The 17,191-nt window shown below is 68.7% G+C and carries 14 protein-coding genes; 10 read left to right on the forward strand and 4 right to left on the reverse strand.

Annotated elements, in window-relative coordinates; genetic code table 11:
- The first annotated feature begins 222 nt into the window (after positions 1–222).
- The gene (locus tag CLV52_RS15775) at positions 223–1,569 is read left to right on the forward strand and encodes an ATP-binding protein (RefSeq protein WP_133767299.1); all 1,347 of its coding nucleotides are present in this window, start codon (positions 223–225) and stop codon (positions 1,567–1,569) included.
- 59 nt (positions 1,570–1,628) lie between these two features.
- Here CLV52_RS15775 and CLV52_RS15780 read toward each other — a convergent pair whose 3' ends face one another.
- The gene (locus CLV52_RS15780; protein WP_133767300.1) at positions 1,629–3,323 is read right to left on the reverse strand and encodes an AMP-binding protein; all 1,695 of its coding nucleotides are present in this window, start codon (positions 3,321–3,323) and stop codon (positions 1,629–1,631) included.
- A gap of 78 nt (positions 3,324–3,401) precedes the next feature.
- Positions 3,402–4,217, reverse strand: coding sequence for a MerR family transcriptional regulator (locus CLV52_RS15785; RefSeq protein WP_133767301.1), 816 nt, complete (start codon positions 4,215–4,217; stop codon positions 3,402–3,404).
- Between the two features lie 112 nt (positions 4,218–4,329).
- Between CLV52_RS15785 and CLV52_RS15790 the strand changes: the two genes are divergently transcribed.
- The 4 genes from CLV52_RS15790 to CLV52_RS15805 all read left to right on the forward strand — a co-directional run bounded on the left by CLV52_RS15790 (position 4,330) and on the right by CLV52_RS15805 (position 7,256).
- Positions 4,330–4,887, forward strand: a complete 558-nt coding sequence (locus CLV52_RS15790; RefSeq protein WP_133767302.1) for a dihydrofolate reductase family protein — start codon at positions 4,330–4,332, stop codon at positions 4,885–4,887.
- 105 nt (positions 4,888–4,992) lie between these two features.
- Positions 4,993–5,757 carry an enoyl-CoA hydratase/isomerase family protein gene (locus CLV52_RS15795; RefSeq protein WP_133767303.1) on the forward strand — a complete coding sequence of 255 codons (765 nt, stop codon included), beginning with the start codon at positions 4,993–4,995 and terminating at the stop codon, positions 5,755–5,757.
- 75 nt (positions 5,758–5,832) lie between these two features.
- Positions 5,833–6,402: a TetR/AcrR family transcriptional regulator gene (locus tag CLV52_RS15800; RefSeq protein WP_133767304.1), complete on the forward strand. Its 570-nt coding sequence runs from the start codon at positions 5,833–5,835 to the stop codon at positions 6,400–6,402.
- A gap of 38 nt (positions 6,403–6,440) precedes the next feature.
- Positions 6,441–7,256, forward strand: a complete 816-nt coding sequence (locus CLV52_RS15805; RefSeq protein WP_133767305.1) for an SDR family NAD(P)-dependent oxidoreductase — start codon at positions 6,441–6,443, stop codon at positions 7,254–7,256.
- 715 nt (positions 7,257–7,971) lie between these two features.
- Here CLV52_RS15805 and CLV52_RS15810 read toward each other — a convergent pair.
- Entirely contained in the window at positions 7,972–10,113 is a 2,142-nt protein-coding gene (locus CLV52_RS15810) for a DUF8189 domain-containing protein (protein ID WP_133767306.1), read from the reverse strand.
- A 333-nt stretch (positions 10,114–10,446) separates the two neighbouring features.
- Between CLV52_RS15810 and CLV52_RS15815 the strand changes: the two genes are divergently transcribed.
- Entirely contained in the window at positions 10,447–11,313 is an 867-nt protein-coding gene (locus tag CLV52_RS15815) for an AraC family transcriptional regulator (RefSeq protein WP_133767307.1), read from the forward strand.
- Positions 11,314–11,598: 285 nt separating this feature from the next.
- Here the strand turns inward: CLV52_RS15815 and CLV52_RS15820 are convergent, their stop codons facing one another.
- Positions 11,599–12,501: an AraC family transcriptional regulator gene (locus CLV52_RS15820; protein WP_133767308.1), complete on the reverse strand. Its 903-nt coding sequence runs from the start codon at positions 12,499–12,501 to the stop codon at positions 11,599–11,601.
- 92 nt (positions 12,502–12,593) lie between these two features.
- Between CLV52_RS15820 and CLV52_RS15825 the strand changes: the two genes are divergently transcribed.
- Genes CLV52_RS15825 through CLV52_RS18990 form a run of 4 tightly spaced genes read left to right on the forward strand, consistent with a single transcriptional unit; the run spans position 12,594 to position 17,059 of the window.
- On the forward strand, positions 12,594–13,910 hold the full coding sequence (locus CLV52_RS15825) for a cellulase-like family protein (protein WP_133767309.1): 1,317 nt from the start codon (positions 12,594–12,596) through the stop codon (positions 13,908–13,910).
- Positions 13,911–13,966: 56 nt separating this feature from the next.
- Positions 13,967–15,250, forward strand: coding sequence for an ABC transporter substrate-binding protein (locus CLV52_RS15830; RefSeq protein WP_133767310.1), 1,284 nt, complete (start codon positions 13,967–13,969; stop codon positions 15,248–15,250).
- Complete coding sequence (locus CLV52_RS15835) at positions 15,247–16,179, forward strand: carbohydrate ABC transporter permease (RefSeq protein WP_133767311.1); 933 nt, start codon at positions 15,247–15,249, stop codon at positions 16,177–16,179. Before CLV52_RS15830 ends, CLV52_RS15835 begins: the two co-directional genes overlap by 4 nt.
- A gap of 1 nt (position 16,180) precedes the next feature.
- The gene (locus tag CLV52_RS18990; protein ID WP_133767312.1) at positions 16,181–17,059 is read left to right on the forward strand and encodes a carbohydrate ABC transporter permease; all 879 of its coding nucleotides are present in this window, start codon (positions 16,181–16,183) and stop codon (positions 17,057–17,059) included.
- Positions 17,060–17,191: the final 132 nt, after the last annotated feature.

Raw genomic sequence — 17,191 nt, forward strand, 5'->3', positions numbered from 1 at the left:
CCTTCGGGGCGAGGACGGGGGCTCGCACTCTAGGGACATGGTCCTGAGCCGACGCCGTCCCGGTGCCGGACCCGACGACGGACGAGGACCGCCCGGCCCGCACCCGCGGCTTCACAGCGGAGGAATTCGCGGCGATCTTCCCTGCCCTCCTCCCCGTCGCGGGCCGCCCGACGGGGTGAGGGTGAGGAGCAGAGCGACCGCGCTGCACCGAGAGGACCGGCGATGACGACCGCGACCGACACGACCGCCACGACCGCCACGACCCGCGAGCCGTCGCCGGCGGTGCGGGCCCGCACGCGGATCCGGGACTTCCACGACGACGACCTGGACGGCGTCACGAGGCTGTTCGAGCAGGCCGAGGACGCGGCGCCGGTCTACTCGCTCTCCGAGGTCGCGGCGTCCTGCCAGAAGGACCACGCCGTCGTCGCGGTCGACGGGGACCGCGTCGTCGGCAGCGCCGTCGCGCGCGCCGCGCACGCGCAGGGCTGGCTCGTGTTCTTCCGCATCGACCGCTCCCGCGGGGAGGACCCGGACCTCGCCCGGGACCTGCTCGACGCGCTGCAGCGCAGGCTGACCCCGCTCGGCCTCAGCAAGCTGTCCGTCCTCGTGCCCGACCACATGGCGTCGTCCGCCGCCTTCACCGACCACGGGTTCCGGATGAGCCGGCAGCTGCGCTACCTGGAGCGGCGGATGCCCGTCGAGCGCCGGGAGCTCCCGCTGCTCCGCGAGGTCGGCGGCCGGCTGCTGCCGCCCGACCTGTGGCAGGCCCTGAGCGGCATGAACACCGAGAAGGCCATGCTCGACGAGCGGCTGATCGCGCCGCTCGTCGACCCCGAGCTCGCCGCCCGCTTCGGCGTCGTCCCGCCGCGCACCGTAATGCTGTTCGGGCCGCCGGGGACCGGGAAGACGACGTTCGCGCGCGCCATCGCGTCCCGCCTCGCCTGGCCGTTCGTCGAGGTGTTCCCCTCCCGGCTCGGCGACAGCGCCGCGACCATCGCCGGTGCGCTGCGCTCGACCTTCGAGACCGTCGAGCGGCTCGAGCACGCGGTGGTCTTCATGGACGAGGTCGAGGAGATCGCGTCGCACCGACGCGGCGACCCGCCGTCGCCGACGCAGGGCGTCACGAACGAGCTGCTGAAGCTGATCCCGGAGTTCCGCTCCGGGCCGGGCAAGCTGCTCATCTGCGCGACGAACTTCATCCGCTCGCTCGACGGCGCGTTCCTCCGACATGGTCGCTTCGACGCCGTCATCCCGATCGGCCTGCCCGACCGGGAGGCCCGGATGGCCATCTGGGACCGGCTCCTGCCGCCGTCCCGCGTCGGCCTCGTCGACGTCGCGCGGCTCGTGGCGCTGAGCGACGGGATGACCCCGGCGGACATCGAGTACGCGGCGCGGCACGCCTCGCAGGACGCGCTCGGGCGAGCGCTCGCCGTCGGCCGCGCGCCGGCGCTCGAGGAGGGACCGACGACCGAGGACTGCGTGCGAGCGCTGTCGGGGACGCGCGCGACGGTGACCCGCGAGGCGGTCATCGCGTTCGAGGACGACATCGCGCGCTTCGCGCGGGTCTGACGCGGGCGCCGTCCGGGCGTGGCGGACGCCCGCGCCGTGCACGAGGCGCAGGAGGCGGCTCAGCCGCGTCCCTTCAGCTCCGGGAACTGGTCGTCGCGCCACTCGTCGGCGAGCCGCTCGCCGGCGGCGGCCGCGTCGGCCTCCCGCTGCCGCAGCTCGACGCGGCGGATCTTCCCGGAGATGGTCTTCGGCAGCTCGAAGAACTCGATGCGCCGCACCCGCTCGTAGGGCGGCAGCTGTTCGCGGGCGTGCCTGAGCACCGCGAACGCGGTGTCGCGATCCGCGGACCAGCCGTTCGCGAGCGCGACGTACGCCTTCACGAGGTTCAACCGCGTGGGATGCGGCGCGGGGACGACGGCCGCCTCCGCGACCGCCGGGTGCTCGATGAGCACGCTCTCGACCTCGAACGGCGACACCTTGTAGTCCGAGGACTTGAAGATGTCGTCGGTGCGGCCGATGAAGGTGATGACGCCGTCCCCGTCCCGCTGAGCGACGTCCCCGGTCCCGTAGAACCGGCTCCCGGTCGCCGCGCCGGTGCCCGGGACGCCGAGGTAGCCCGCCATCAGGAAGGGCGCGCCCTGCGCGAGGTCGAGGGAGATCTCCCCCTCGTCCGCCTCCTCGCCGGTGATCGGGTCGATCAGCGTGATCGCGACCCCGGGCAGCGGGACGCCCATCGACCCGCTGCGCACCGGGCTGCCCGGCGTGTTCGCGATCGTCGCCGTGGTCTCCGTCTGGCCGTAGCCGTCCCGGATGGTGAGCCCCCACGCGTCGCGGACCCGCTCGATGACCTCGGGGTTCAGGGGCTCCCCGGCGGAGAGGGCCTCGCGCAGCGCGGTCGGTCGCGCGCCGAGCTCGGCCTGGATCAGCATCCGCCAGACGGTCGGCGGGGCGCAGAACGTCGTCACGCCCGCCCGGTCGAGCTGCGCGCGCAGCGCGACCGCGTCGAAGCGCCGGTAGTTCGACACGAAGACGGTCGCCTCGGCGTTCCAGGGGGCGAAGAAGCAGCTCCAGGCGTGCTTCGCCCAGCCGGGCGAGCTGATCGCGAGGTGCACGTCCCCGGGTCGCAGCCCGATCCAGTACATCGTCGTCAGGTGGCCGACCGGGTAGGAGGTCCGGGTGTGCACGACCATCTTCGGCCGGCTCGTGGTGCCGGAGGTGAAGTAGACGAGGCAGGGCTCGTCGCTGCGGACGGCGACCTCCGGCAGCGGGTCCGCCGACGCGGCCGCGTCGCCGTAGTCGAGCCAGCCCGCGGGAGCGCCGCCGACGGCGATGCGCGTGAACCCGTCGAGCTCCGCGAACTTGTCCGCGTCGGCCGCGTTCGCGATCACGTGCCGCACGAGCCCGCGGTCGACGCGGTCGGCGAGGTCGTGGGCCGCGAGCACGGTCGTCGTGGGCAGGATGACCGCGCCGATCTTCATCACGGCGAGCATCGACTCCCACAGCTCGACCTGGTTGCCGAGCATGAGCATGACGTGGTCGCCCGGCCGGACGCCCTGCGCCGCGAGCCAGCCGCCGACCCGGTCGGACCGCTGCCGCATGCGGTCGAAGGACACGCGCTCCTCGCTGCCGTCCTCCTCCACGATCCACAGCGCCGTCCGCTCGTTCCCGAGCGCGATGCGGTCGAACCAGTCGACCGCCCAGTTGAACGCCGGACCGGTGTCCGGCCACACGAACTCCGCCGACGCCCGCCGGTGGTCCTCCCGCAGCTCGATCAAGCGGTCGCGGCTCGCGCGGAAGACCTCGTCGGCTGCCATGGGCTCATCATGCCCGTCGGCGCCCGCCGGCGCGGGGACGCCGTCGCTCCGGTCGCCCCGCGCCCGCGGCCGACGCGGTCAGGTGAGGCGCGTGTCCGCGAACACCGTCATCGCGTCGCGGTAGAACGCGCCGAGCCCGGGGCTCACTCGGTCGAACGTCTCCGCGAAGCGCGCGTCGTCGACGTAGGTCGCGCCGAGACCCCGGAACGCCGCGGCGTTCGGCGTCCACATCGGGAGGATCCCGTCGTGGACGGCCTGGATCTCGGCCTGCACCCGTGCGTCCGACGGGGACGCGCCCGCTGCTCGCAGCTCCGCCATCCGCACCATCTGCGCGGTCCACTCGCGCTGCCGCGTCGCGATCTCCTCGGCGGACATGCTCGCCGCGTACCGCTCGGAGGACGCCGCCTCCTCGGGCCAGCGCTCCCGCGCCTCCTCCGCGTAGCGGCCGTGATCGAACCCTTCGAACAGGTTCTCGGGCCGGTCCATCGTCATGGTCGTTCTCCCTTCGTGCTCCTCGAGGTCCGCGATGGTGCGGGCGACGGTGGCGGCGACGACCGTGAGACGGTCCCGCTCCGCGACGAGCCGCTCGTGGTGCCGGCGCAACGCGCCGATCCGATCGCGCTGCGCGTCCAGGACCGCCCGGATCTCCTCCAGGGGCAGCCCGAGCTCGCGCAGCACGAGGAGCTGCTGCAACCGCAGGAGCTCCTCCTGCCCGTACAGGCGGTAGCCGTTCGCCCCCGTGCCCGCCGGAGGCAGCAGCCCGATCGCGTCGTAGTGACGCAACGTCCGCGACGTCACGCCCGACGCCCGGGCGACCTCGACGATCGTCCACACCGCCGCCGCCTCCGTTCCTCGTGAACCGCCGGCGTCGCCGGCCCGATCGACCGTAGGCATTGACGCGACGGCAAGGTCAAGCGCTGCGGCGGTCCGCGGCGCGCCGCGTCGACGGACCCCGACGGAGGGCCTCGTCCTGGACGCGCCCCGTCCAGTGGGTCAGAGTCGCGGCATGCGGCTCCTCCGGCACTCGATCAACGTCACGCTCGACGGCTGCGTCCACCACGAGGCGGGGCTGCCGCCGGACGCCGAGTCGATGGAGTTCTGGACCGCGCAGCTGGCGCAGGCGGACGCGCTGCTCCTCGGTCGCGTCACCTACTCGATGATGGAGGCGGCGTGGCGGAAGCCCGACGCGGCGGGGTGGCAGGACCGGGTGACCGAGCAGCAGATCCCGTTCGCGGAGACGATCCACGCGGCGCGGAAGTACGTCGTCTCGAGCACGCTGGACGGCGCGGACTGGAACGCCGAGCTGCTGCGCGGCGACCTCGGGCGCGCCGTCTCCCGGCTGAAGGAGCAGCCGGGCGGACCCCTGTGGGTGGGCGGCGTGACGCTCCCCCGGGCACTGGCGGACCTCGGCCTGATCGACGAGTACGAGTTCCTCGTGCAGCCGGTGATCGCGGGGCACGGCCCGACGCTGCTCGCGGGCCTGCACGCCCGGGTCCGCCTCGAGCTCCTCGAGCGCCGCGCGTTCCGATCCGGCGCGATCGCCCTGCGATACCGCCCCGCCTGACCGGCGCGAGGCGGGGCCGGGTCGACAAATCTGAACAGACCTGTACAGTTAAGATGCAAGCTGAACAGGTCTGTTCAGTCGAGAGCACCGAGCAAGGAGCCCGCCATGACCACCCCCGCCTACTTCGACGAGTACGAGAACCTCGCCCTCAGCCGCGACGAGGACGGCGTCCTCGTCCTCCGGTTCCACACCGACGGCGGCCCGCTCACCTTCACCGGCCGCACGCACGAGGACCTGCCGAAGGCACTCGAGGCCGTCTCCCTCGACCCGGACAACCGAGCGCTCGTCATCACCGGCACCGGCGACCACTTCATGAAGGACATCGACGGCCCGAGCCTCGGCGAGATCTTCAAGCCCGCCGCGTGGGAGAAGACGCGCGTCGAGGGGCGCAAGGTCCTGGAGCGCCTGCTCGACCTGCCGATGCCGGTCGTCGGCGTCGCCAACGGCACCGCGACCATCCACTCCGAGTACCTGCTGCTCGCGGACGTGCACATCGCCTCCGAGAAGGCCGTCTACGGGGACTTCCCGCACCCCGCCTTCGGCATCACCGCCGGCGACGGCCTGCACGTGGTGTGGGAGGAGGTCGCCGGCACCGCTCGCGCCAAGCACCTCCTCTGGACCGGCGACACCATCGATGCGCAGACCGCGCTGCAGTGGGGCGTCGTGAGCGAGGTCGTCGAGCACGAGCGCGCCCTCGAGCGCGGCCTCGAGATCGCCCGCAGGCTCGCCGCGAAGCCCGCGCTGTACCGGTCCCTGCAGAAGCAGACGCTGAACGTCAACCTGCGGCGCCGCCTCACCCTCGACGTGCCGTTCGGCATGGCCCTCGAGGGCCTCACCGCCGCCGACCTGGCGTACCAGCAGCAGGCCTGACCCGCGTGCGGTGGGTGCCGGAGCCGGCACCCACCGCACGGACGTAAACTGAACAGGTCCGTTCAAGGAGTTCACATGGAGACCGTTCCCCGCTCCCGACGCCGCCCCGCGCTCGAGCGCGTCGTCAAGACCGCCGACCGGCTCTTCTACGCCAACGGCATCCACGCCACGGGCGTCGACACCATCGCGGACGAGGCCGACGTCTCCAAGGCGAGCATGTACACGTACTTCCGCACCAAGGACGACCTCGTCGGGGCCTACGTCGAAGGCCGCAGCGTCGCATGGCGGGAGCACCTGACTGCGGAGCTGGAGGCCGCCGACCTCGGCCCCGCGGCCGAGGTCCTCCTGGTGTTCGACCTGCTCGGGGCGTGGTTCACGACCGACGACTTCAACGGGTGCCCGTTCATCAACGCGGAGGCCGAGTCGACCCGCGACTCGCCCGCGCACCTCGTGAACGTCGAGCACCGACGCTGGATCCGCGACCTGTTCGCGGACCGCTGCGCACGGGCCGGGGTCGCCGACCCGATCGCGACGTCGATCCGGCTCTCGATGCTCTACGACGGCGCCATGGTCGGTGCGCACACCGACCCCGGGATCGCCTGGGCCGTCGAGGCCCGCGCAGCAGCGGCCGCGCTGCTGCACTGAACGACCGTCGCCGTCGCGGTGACGAGGAGAGGACGACCATGGACCTGACCGATCGATCCGGCATCATCACCGGTGGTGGGAGCGGGATCGGCCGCGAGCTCGCGGTGCAGCTCGCCGCCCGCGGCGCGTCGCTGCTGCTCGTCGGCCGCCGCGCCGATGCCCTGCAGGAGACCGCCGACCTCGTCGTCTCCGCCGGCGGGACCGCGCACGTGCTCACCGCGGACGTCACCGAGCGCGACGCGCCGGAGGCGATCGTCCGCGAGGCGCAGCAGCGGCTCGGCACGGTCGACCTGCTGATCAACAACGCGGGCAACGTCCGCGCGGGGCGCCTCGAGGGCGTCGACCCCGACGACATCCGGGCGATGATCGACCTCAACCTGACGGCACCGATCCTGCTGACGCGCCTCGCCCTCCCCGAGCTGCGCCGCGCGGCGACGGGGAGGCCGTCGGTGGTGCTGACGATCTCGAGCGGGATCGCCCTGGTCAACCTGCCCTTCTATACGACCTATGCCGCGACGAAGACCGGCGTCGCCGCGTTCGGGCACGCCCTCCGCCGCGAGCTGCACGGCTCCGGCGTGCACGTCGCGACGCTCTACCCGGGGGCCACCGCGACGGCCATGATGGACTCCTCCGACGCCCAGGAGTCGCTCGGCTTCGGCCGCCGCCCCACCGCCGACGTGGTCGCCGAGACGCTCGCCGCCCTGGAGCGGGACGAGCACGAGATCAACACGGCTCTGCCGAGCCGACGTCGCCTGCAGGACCTGCACCGGACGGCTCCGCTGGAAGTCGACGAGGCCCTCGCGCCGCAGCTCGCCGACCTCGAAGCGGCCGTTCGCTCGCACCGGAGCATCTGAGCGTCCGGCCCCGGGCCGGCAGGTGCGGATGCGCACCGTCCACCGGGGCGCGGAGGACGGATCGTGCGGTGGTCGATCGGGCGTCGTCGGCACGACCGCGGCCTGCGGAAACGACAGAACCCCCGGATGACCGGGGGTTCTGTCTCTCGTGACCCCAGCGGGATTTGAACCCGCGTTACCGCCGTGAGAGGGCGAAAGGGCGACCCGCTCCAGCCAGTAAGTTCTCGTCTCTCACCTGGTCAAACGACACTTCTGAATCACCGAGAGCGGGCCCCGATCACCGCGGACCCGAGCCAATCGTTGCCATTCTGTTGCCACGGCGGGAGTGGTCGAGCGCGGCGTGTCGAGCGGGACGCGGCCAGCTCGACGACCGACAGACTCCACACCTCTGGCTCAAGCGGCTCCGCCTACGCTGCTTGAACAGCAGGAAAACGCCACACGGGGATGCGCCGTCGTACCGATTCGCGATTTGCAACCACCGCCGCACGCACGTGGCCGAGGCCCTGAGGCACTTCGCGACCTGCCTGACCTGCACCTCTCCAGCCACGCTACCTCGAGCACTTCGCCGGATTTCGTCCCGTTTTGTTTCTGTCGTACGGACGATCGTCCCGACGAGCGCTCGATCTCGCCGCGCGTCAGCAACCAGCCGAATCTTGCAGCAGGACAGGAAGGAGGGCGGATGCTCCGCTATCGGCTTGGAGCATCCGCCCTTGGATCAGAGGACGATCTGGTGAACGTGTCCATCCACGCCGGTCACGACGATCCACGCTGAACCGGAGAGTCCGTTGTCGGCCCCTACCGCTCCGACAAAGTTATCGCTGCCGAATTCCGACCGCTTCGTCCACCCGTCCCAGGTCGAGCTTGAGGTGTGCCAGGTGTTCTGCCACAGGGTGTAATCGCCGGCACGTGCGAACAGATACACGCCGCCACCGGTCGCGAGCAGGGTCGGGCTTCCGCTAACGGTTCCGCCAACATCCGTCCAACTGCCCCATGTCCCCGCCGTTGAGCGGGTCCGCCACCAGACGGCGTCGTCAGGGGTTCGAACGGCGACGTACGTTCCGTTGCTGTCGCTGACCGCGCTCGGCCGTCCGTAGATCGGCACCCCATTGGGGGCACCGATGCTGCTCCAACTCGACGAGTTGCTTCGCGTCCAGACCGAACCGTCGGCGCCGCGCGCGAACAGCGACCACGATGTCGGCCCACCGAAGGCGACTGTGGGAGCGTCAGTGATCGTCCCTCCGAGGCTGGTCCAGGATCCCCAACTCGCTCCGTCGTAGGTGCGCTGGTAGACGGCGTTGTCCGAACCACGGACAAAGAGGTCGATGCGTCCGCCGGAGGATCCGTACGCTGCCGGCTGCCCCAAGATCTGACCGGAGACCGGACCACCGAGACTGGTCCAGGTGGTTCCCCAACTGGAGCCGGTGCGGACGTTCGTCCACAGCGCTCCGTCAGCGCCACGGACGAATCCGGTGGCGTGGAAGTCGTCGGTCCGGACGATTGCGGGGCTTGCGGAGGCTGTGCCGCCAAGACTGGCGCCGGGCACGGAGTCCGTGCCCGTGAGCTTGAGGAATGCGGTTCCGTGGGCGGGGACAGTGGTCGTGTACGAGCCGGTCGTGGTTCCAAGCGACGTCTGTGCCAGCAGGTCGGTCAGCGTCACGTTGCCGGTCAGCCCTGCGTCAGCGAAGCTGACGGTCATCGACGCCGCCGCGCTCGTCCTGTTGAGCAGCACGACTGCTCTCTGACCTGAGCCCGAGAGCACCTTGCTGTACACAGTCCCGGCTGCGGGGTTCGCGACGGCGACTCCCTGCTCGGCCAGCGGATCCTGATCCACGCTGACGATTGCGGGGTTCGTCAGGACGTTCACCATCGATGTCGGAAGCGTTCGCGGATCGGAGCCGATCACCAGCGGTGATGCCATCTCCGCCCAGAGCACAACCTGACTGGTCGACTCGGTCTGGCTCAACTCGAAACCTCCGTTGAGAGGCCGCATCGGGACCAGGTTGTCTGGATCGTTGAAGTGACCGGGTCCGTTCGCTTCCGGATGCGCTTCATTGTCGTCGAGATTTCTCAGCACATTGGACCACTCGCCAGTGCTCGGTGTTCCCAAAGCGATATCGGTGTCGGTACGCCAGGAATCGGCGATCGTCGGTCCATAGCTGTAGGCATTGCCAGCCAGCTGCGTCGACTTGTATTGCGATCCCCACGCTGCAGTCACCGGGTCGCAGAGATTCAGCAGCATCGCTCGGCCGCTCGCCGCTATCGCCGCACTGAACTGGGTGTAGACCGTTTTCGGGTCGAGATTCTGCGCGATCCCACAAAGGAAATCCACCTTGACTGCGTCGATACCCCACGCCGCGAACTGATCTGCGTCCGTGCCGTAGTGACCACCGCTGCCGAGCCCGCAATAGTTGGGGTCGTACGATCCCGCGTCCGTGTAGATTCCGAGTTTCAGTCCCCGAGCATGGACATAGGAAGCGAGTGCAGCGATGCCGTCAGGAAACCGGCTCGCATCGGGTTGAAGTTCACCTGTGGTCGAATTACGGGGGGTGGACGATTGCCAGCCGCCGTCGAGCCACACATAGTTGTAGCCTGCGGCCGCAAGTCCGCTGCTGACGAGGTAGTCCGCCACGCTCTTGACGGAGGATTCATTAAATCCACTGCCTCCACCGAGACCGTAGTAGCTGTTCCATCCCATTGTGGGCGTGCGCGCCAGACCGCTGTTGTAGTAGCTAGGTGCACCCTGATCATCTCCTGCCCAGGCAGGGAGTGCAGTGGCGATCATCATCGTCGCAGTCGCGGCGGAGATCGCCACCAGGACCTTCGTCAGCCGGTTGAGCCGCAATACCGAAGCTCTCATGCGAGACCTTTCTTGATCTCATCGTTGATGAGGCCAAGGCCGGCCGAGCCGGGTGGCTGCTGCTCGGCCCTGAGCGAGGTCACGGTACGTCTGTCGTCGTCAGCGAATTAGCACGTCTCGGTCTCAAACCTGGACGATCCCCTCACCACCTCGACGAAGGGCTCGGGCATGAGCCGCCCTCGAATGCCATGAGCACCAGTCACGCGAGAGACCGGACCTCCTTTGACGCCGCGCCATCTGCGCCAGTGGCCAGCCGCGGCGTGAAAGCGCGTTCACTCCGTCGTCCCTCGAGCCGCGCTGGACACCCGCCTGAACCTGACGCACAGTCGGGGCGTGCTCATCCCAGATGGCTTCCCTGGACAACGCATGCTCGTTCTCCCCCGACCGCGCGTTCAGGAGTTCCTCGCACAGCCCGGCACCACGGGCTTGCTCGTGACCGATAGCGGCTTCTTTCCTCGCGCTGATTCGCACGGGCGCCGCCGATCGACCCCGATCTCGCAAGGAGTCGTGATCGCCTGCGTCGACGGAGTCGGCTGGTGCGAAACCGAAAGTGGACGGTTTCCCGTCCAGAAGGGGCAGGTGATGGTCCTACCGCCTGGCTCCCCTCACTCCTACGGCGCGGACGGACTCCATCCGTGGACCTTATGGTGGTTCCACGTCGCCGGCCCCGCGGTAGACCGTTTTTTCGCGGCGTCCGGATTGACGCCGGAGAATCCGGTGCGCCGACCACGTGACCTGTATCCGGTCGTCGCTCTCATGTCCGAAGTGTTGACGTGGATGGAGCGAGACAGCACAACCACGAGTTTGAACGCCGCCGCTGGCGCTGCCTGGCATGCACTCACGCTGCTCGCGTCCGACCGATCTCGCGAGACCGACTCGAAGGATGTCATCGAACACACAACCGAATATTTGCGCAACCACTTGGCCGATCATGTTTCAATCCGAGAGCTCGCCTCGTTGGCCTCGCTCAGTCCGTCTCGTTTCAGCGCGCTCTTCAAGCGTCAGATCGGATATTCGGTCGTTCAATATCACACCCTGCTCCGGATGGCCCGCGCGAGAGAGTTGCTCGACACCACCTCCCGCCCGGTGGCCACTATCGCAGCAGAGGTCGGGTACGTCGATTCATTCTACTTTGCTCGACAATTCAAGAAAGTCCACGGGATGACAGCAAGGCAGTACCGCGCACAGCGGAAAGGGTGACGGCAAGGAGCTTGACTGCAACAGCAAGCACGATTTGGCCGGAGAAACGACCGTCTGGTAACTCTTCTCTGCCAAAATGCACCTTGGGCGCGTCGCCCGCTCTGAAGCTGCATCAAATGCATCTGTTTCTCGGATCTGACGCCGCCGGCCACGTCCGCGGCAGGGATCGTCGTGCCGGGATGCGCAGCTGTGTCATGCGCGGTGTCGCGAGTGCTGCCCGTCAGGGCAGCGCGGATCCGATCGCATGATCCAAGACGCGATTTGCCCGCACCGGGCGCTGACCGGCTACTCCGACGCCGTGGACTCGGATCCGACCGCCTCGTCCAGCCGCCCCCGCGCACGAAAGGCCCGTGGAGAAGTCCCGTTTACGGCATGGAACTGACGCGAGAAGTAGAAGGCGTCTGCATAGCCGACGCGCTCCGCGATTTCAGCGACGGTGAGGTCCGTCGTCATCAGGAGTTCTCGGGCTCGAGCGCTGCGCAGCCGCTTGACATACTCCATGACGGGGACCCCGGTCGCTCGGCGGAAAACGGCAGAGAAATGGGATGCGCTGAGGCCGACCCTCCGAGCAAGGGCCCCAACGGTGTGCGGTGCGGTGAGGTTCGATCGGATGTGATCCTGCACGGCGCGGATGCGGTCACCGTCGGATCCCGGCCCCCTACGGCGCTCAGCAGCCAGGTTGGCGAGCATGGTCCACGCCGATCCCGCGGCGGCGTACAGGGTAGGGATCGTCTCGTCCCGTTCGAGCACGGCGACCACACCTTCGATGGCCGCCGCGGCACTCGCGGGCTCGCGGAGCCGGAGGACAGGAGCTGACGCAACGCCGATGGCTTCGACCAGTTCGCGACTGTCCGCGCCCGCGACGTGCATCCACCAGATGCTCCAGGGGTCGAGCACATCGGCGACGTAGCTGTGCCGCGTGCCAGAGGGCAGCACGATCGCGTCCCCTGCTGAGGCGCGATGCGCGACGCCCGCGACCGTCACGACGCCCGATCCGGCCGTGCACACCATGACGATCGATTCGGGTGCCCCGAGCGGCCGGACCCGACCGTGCGCTGCGGCGTGCGGGAAATAGCCGGCGTCCGTGACGAGCAGGCGTCGCGTCACCGGCTCTCGGAGGGCCGACTCGACGAGCGGCCGGGGCAGTACGCGGAACCGCTGACCGGGGAAGCCGTCGCGCACGAGCATGCACGGAGGCTATGTCCCGGTCAGAGGATCGTCCAGGTCTTCCGTCGAATCCGCCATTCAGAGGCGCCTCAGCGCCTTCCTACGATGCCGTCATGCTCGATGACGAGAATGCTCCTCCGGTCTATCGACCTGTGCCGATCCCGGCAGCCGCGCCGGCCCGGCTGACGATCTGCCTTTGGGACTTCTCCTGGTACGTCCGGACCGGGGCGGGCGAGCCGTTCGAGGACCTGGATCGCGCTGCAGCCGACACCGCCGAGCGGGGCTACAACACGGTCCGCATCTGCGCGATGCCGTTCCTTCTGTTCGGCTCAGGGCTCGACGCGAGCACAGTGAAGCTTGACCGCCTCGGCGGTGAGTACGCGCAGCGCGTCCGCTGGTACGACGTGAAGTCGCCGACGACCTTCGACGGTCGGCAGCAGCTGCTCGACCTCTTCGCGGCCTGCCGGGCGCATGGACTCTTCGTGATCCTGTCCAGTTGGGAGTACCAGCAGTCATCGTCCTTCTCGACCACGCCGGACTGGTGGCAGGCTCTCGAGGCTGTCGCCCCCGACGACCGCCCGGTCGCCCTCGCCGAGGCCCTGTCCGGACTGATCGACTTCGTCGAGGAGCACGGCTTCGGCGACCTGATCGCTTTCACCGAGCTGCACAACGAGGTCCACACCGGGCACCTCGCGGACGGACTGCCCGACTGGCGCACCCACGACGCGGAAGCGGTCGTCGCGCTCAGGCCCCGACTGAGTCGCGGGCTCCGTCGGTTCCACGAGCTGCAGCCCAGTCGACCGGTGACCGTCAACTACTCGAGGGTGCCGGTTGCCGCGATGCGGGCGATCCCGAGCGAGATCGATGTCGCCGTGTTCCATCCGTACGTCTACGGCGTCCTTGACGAGACGACCGAGGCCTTCGACCTCCGCGGCAGCCTCACCGACTTTCCGCGTGCCGCCGTCGACGCCGCCGGGATCCTCCGAGCGGGCGCACCGGACGCGGTGAGCTGGGTGCTGCCCGAGGACACCGGCTGGAAGATGGACGCGACCATCGTCGGCAAACCGGAGATCTTCCTGCACGACTGGGTCGACGCCGCTGCCTTCGACCGCTTCCTCTACGAGCGCTACTCGCTGCACCGGATCGAGATGGAGCGCGTCCTCCGCATCTGGCTCGACGTCGCCGCTGACTTCGCGGCCGCGCGCGGCATCCCGCTCGTCTTCGGCGAAGGGTGGATCGGCTACACCCCGCTCTTCGGGAACTTCGAGGAAGGGCCGGTCGGCGCGGAGTTCTGCCGCCTCGCGGTCCGTGAGTCGAAGCGCGTCGGAGCGCTGGGCACGATCGTCTGCTCGAACGCAGCTCCGCACCACCCGATGTGGTCCGACGTGGACCTCCAACGCGACTGCAACGCCTTGTTCCTCTCCACCTGACCCCGCACCACACATCACAGCCGTCGCACCGTCGACGGATATGTCGAGGAGGACATATGACCGCCAACGCCTTCACCCGCAGGAGCCTGCTCTCCGGCGCGCTCGCCGTCTCCGGCGCCGCCCTGCTCAGCTCGTGCGCCACATCCGGGTCGACGACCGCCGCAGGCGGCGGCGGAAACGGAGCGATCACGCTCCAGTCGTCGCTCTCCGACCCGGCGCCGAAAGCCGCACTGACCAAGCTCGTTGCCGACTACAAGAGCGGCAAGGTCACCCTCAACACGGTTGCCATCGAACAGTTCCGGGCACAGCTGTCGACGTACCTCAGCTCGAGCAACCCGCCCGACGTCCTCACCTGGTACGCGGGTTCCGTCGCACGCGACTACGCATCAAAGGGCTACCTGCTCGACCTCTCCGACCTCTGGGAGGGCAACGGCGCCGCGGCGAACTACTCGGCTGCGCTGAAGGACCTCTCCACCGGCTCCGACGGCAAGCAGATTTTCCTTCCGACGAACTACTACTGGTGGAGCGTCTTCTTCCTGAAGTCGAAGTTCCAGAAGTGGGGCGTCTCCGTCCCGACCACCTGGGACGAGTTCATCTCGCTCTGCGAGAAGTTGAAGGGGATGGGCGTCAATCCGCTCGCCAACGGCATCGGCTCGACGCCGTGGATGGCGTCCGGCTGGTTCGACATCCTCGACCTCCGAATCAATGGCGCGGACTTTCACAAGGAACTGCTGGCGGGGAAGCACTCGTTCGACAGCACCGAGGTGAAGAAGGTGATGTCGTACTACGACCAGCTCATCCCGTTCTTCGACCCCAACATGACGTCCTACGCGTGGCAGGACGCAGTCACCCCGCTCGTGCAGGGCAAGGACGCGATGTACCTGACGGGCGCATTCATCAGTCAGAACATCACCGAGAATCCGGACGACCTCGACTTCTTCACGGTGCCGGTGATCGATCAGTCCATCCCGAGGGCGGAGGAGGCCCCGACGGACGGCTACTTCGCGAGCGCGAAGACGAAAGACGCGAAGGCCACGAAGAAGTTCCTGGCCTATCTCGCGTCCGGCCAGTCGCAGCAGGCGTACATCGAGGCATCGAAGTCATCGAACCTGCCGACCTCGTCCGACGTCGACACGTCGAAGTTCTCCCCGCTCGTTCAAAAGGGGCTGAAGATGCTCGGCGAGACGAAGCAGATCACGCAGTTCTTCAACCGCGACTCGTCGGACGCGCTCCAGACCACCGCTGACACCGCGCTGACGCAGTTCCTCGCCAAGCCGAAGCAGGTCGACAGCATTCTGAAGACCTGGCAGAGCGCCGCTCAGCGCGTCTTCGACGCATGACGGCGACCCTCGGCGCCGCGACGACGACCGGCGCGACGACCCGTCTTCCGCGGCGCCGAGGGCGGCTCAAGCGGGTGCCGCCGGTCATCTGGGCGTTCCTGATCCTGCCCTTCGCCTTTGAGATCGCACTGGTCTTCTGGCCGGCCGTCAACAGCTTCTACATCGCGCTCACGAAGTGGAACGGCGCCGGAGCGCCCGAGTTCATCGGCCTGAAGAACTTCGCGAACCTGGCGACCGACCCCGTCTTCGGGCAGGCGCTCGGCAACACCGTGATCTGGATGGTCGGCTTCGGCGGCGCCTCGATCGTGATCGGGCTCTGCCTCGCGGTCGCGCTGAACAAACCACGTCGGTTCGTCGGCCTCTACCGCGGCGCCATCTACCTGCCGATGGTCTTCTCACTCGCCGTGACGGGACTGTTCTGGCGCCTCCTCTACCAGCCGGAGGGCGCCGTCAACACGGTCCTCGGCAGCATCGGTCTTGGCTCACTCGAGCAGCAATGGCTCGCCGACCCGAACACCGCGCTGTACGCGGTGCTCATCGCCGCTGTCTGGCGCCAGTGCGGCTACATCATGGTGCTCTACTTGGCGGGATTGAAGGGAATCGATCCCACGCTGGAGGAGGCCGCCGCAGTGGACGGCGCCACCCGCTGGCAGCGGTTCTGGCGGATCGTCATGCCGCAGCTGCGCGGCGTGAACACAGTCGTGATCGCCGTCACAGTCATCGATTCGCTGCGCACCTTCGACATCGTCTGGGCGATGACCCGAGGCGGCCCCTACAACTCGACCCAACTGCTTTCGACCTACATGTACCAGACGAGCTTCAGCACCGTCGACCTCGGCTACGGCTCCGCGATCGCAGTCGTCATCTTCCTACTCGCCGTCGTCTTCATCATCGGCTACCTCGTGCGCGCCTCACGGGAGGAGGACTGACATGACCGCCATCGACTCCCCCTCCCACGTCAGCGCCCAGGTGCCCGCGCCGCGTCGCCGCCGCGGCCTGCGCGGCATCGGGTTCCACCTCGTCATGGCACCACTCAGCGCCTTGTGGATCGCACCGATGGTGTTCGTCGTCCTCGTCGCATTCCGATCCTTCGCCGACATCACCTCGAACGGGCTGGGCGCCCTCCCGGCATCTTTCTCGTTCGACGGATTCACCACGGTCTTCACCCAGGCGCTCGCTGGCGGCGCGCTGATCAACAGCGCGGTGATCACGGCCTTCACGGTCTTCTTCTCGCTGCTGCTCGCCTCGTGGGCGGCCTTCGCGCTCAGCCGGTACGAGATCCCCTTCCGCCGAGGACTGCTGCTGACCATGCTCGCCGGCAACCTGCTGCCACCGCAGATCCTGCTGATCCCGGTCGCGCGGATCTGCGACAGCCTCGGCATCGCCGACACCCTGTTCGCGCTGATCCTCGTGCAGACCGCGTTCGGCCTCGGGTTCTACACGTTCGTGCTGCACGGGTTCATGCGCTCGATTCCCGGCGAGATCTTCGAGGCCGCCAAGGTCGACGGCGCCGGTGAGATCCGGACGTACCTCCGCCTCGTGCTGCCGCTCTGCCGCCCCTCGCTCGCCGCGCTGGCGGCGCTCGCGACAACCTGGGTCTGGAACGACCTGCTGTGGGCGCTGACCGTCCTACGGACAGAGACGAAGTTCCCCATCACGGCGGAGCTGCTCAACATCCAAGGCGGATTCGTCAGCCAATGGAACGTGGTGGCTGCCGGCGCCGTCATCGCCGCGCTACCCACCGCGGCGGTCTTCCTGATCGCGCAACGGCAGTTCGTGTCCGGTCTCACCCTCGGTTCGAACAAGTGACGGCGACCGAACCGCGCCCACAGTGGGAGCTGCGGACGCGCAGGACGGCGTACATCGTGAGCCTGCTGCCCGCACGGGACGGGCTCGTGCTCGACCACTGGGGTGCGCCAGCCGCGACCGCTCCCTGGGCGG

The organism is Amnibacterium kyonggiense (assembly GCF_004364555.1).
Taxonomy (GTDB): domain Bacteria; phylum Actinomycetota; class Actinomycetes; order Actinomycetales; family Microbacteriaceae; genus Amnibacterium; species Amnibacterium kyonggiense.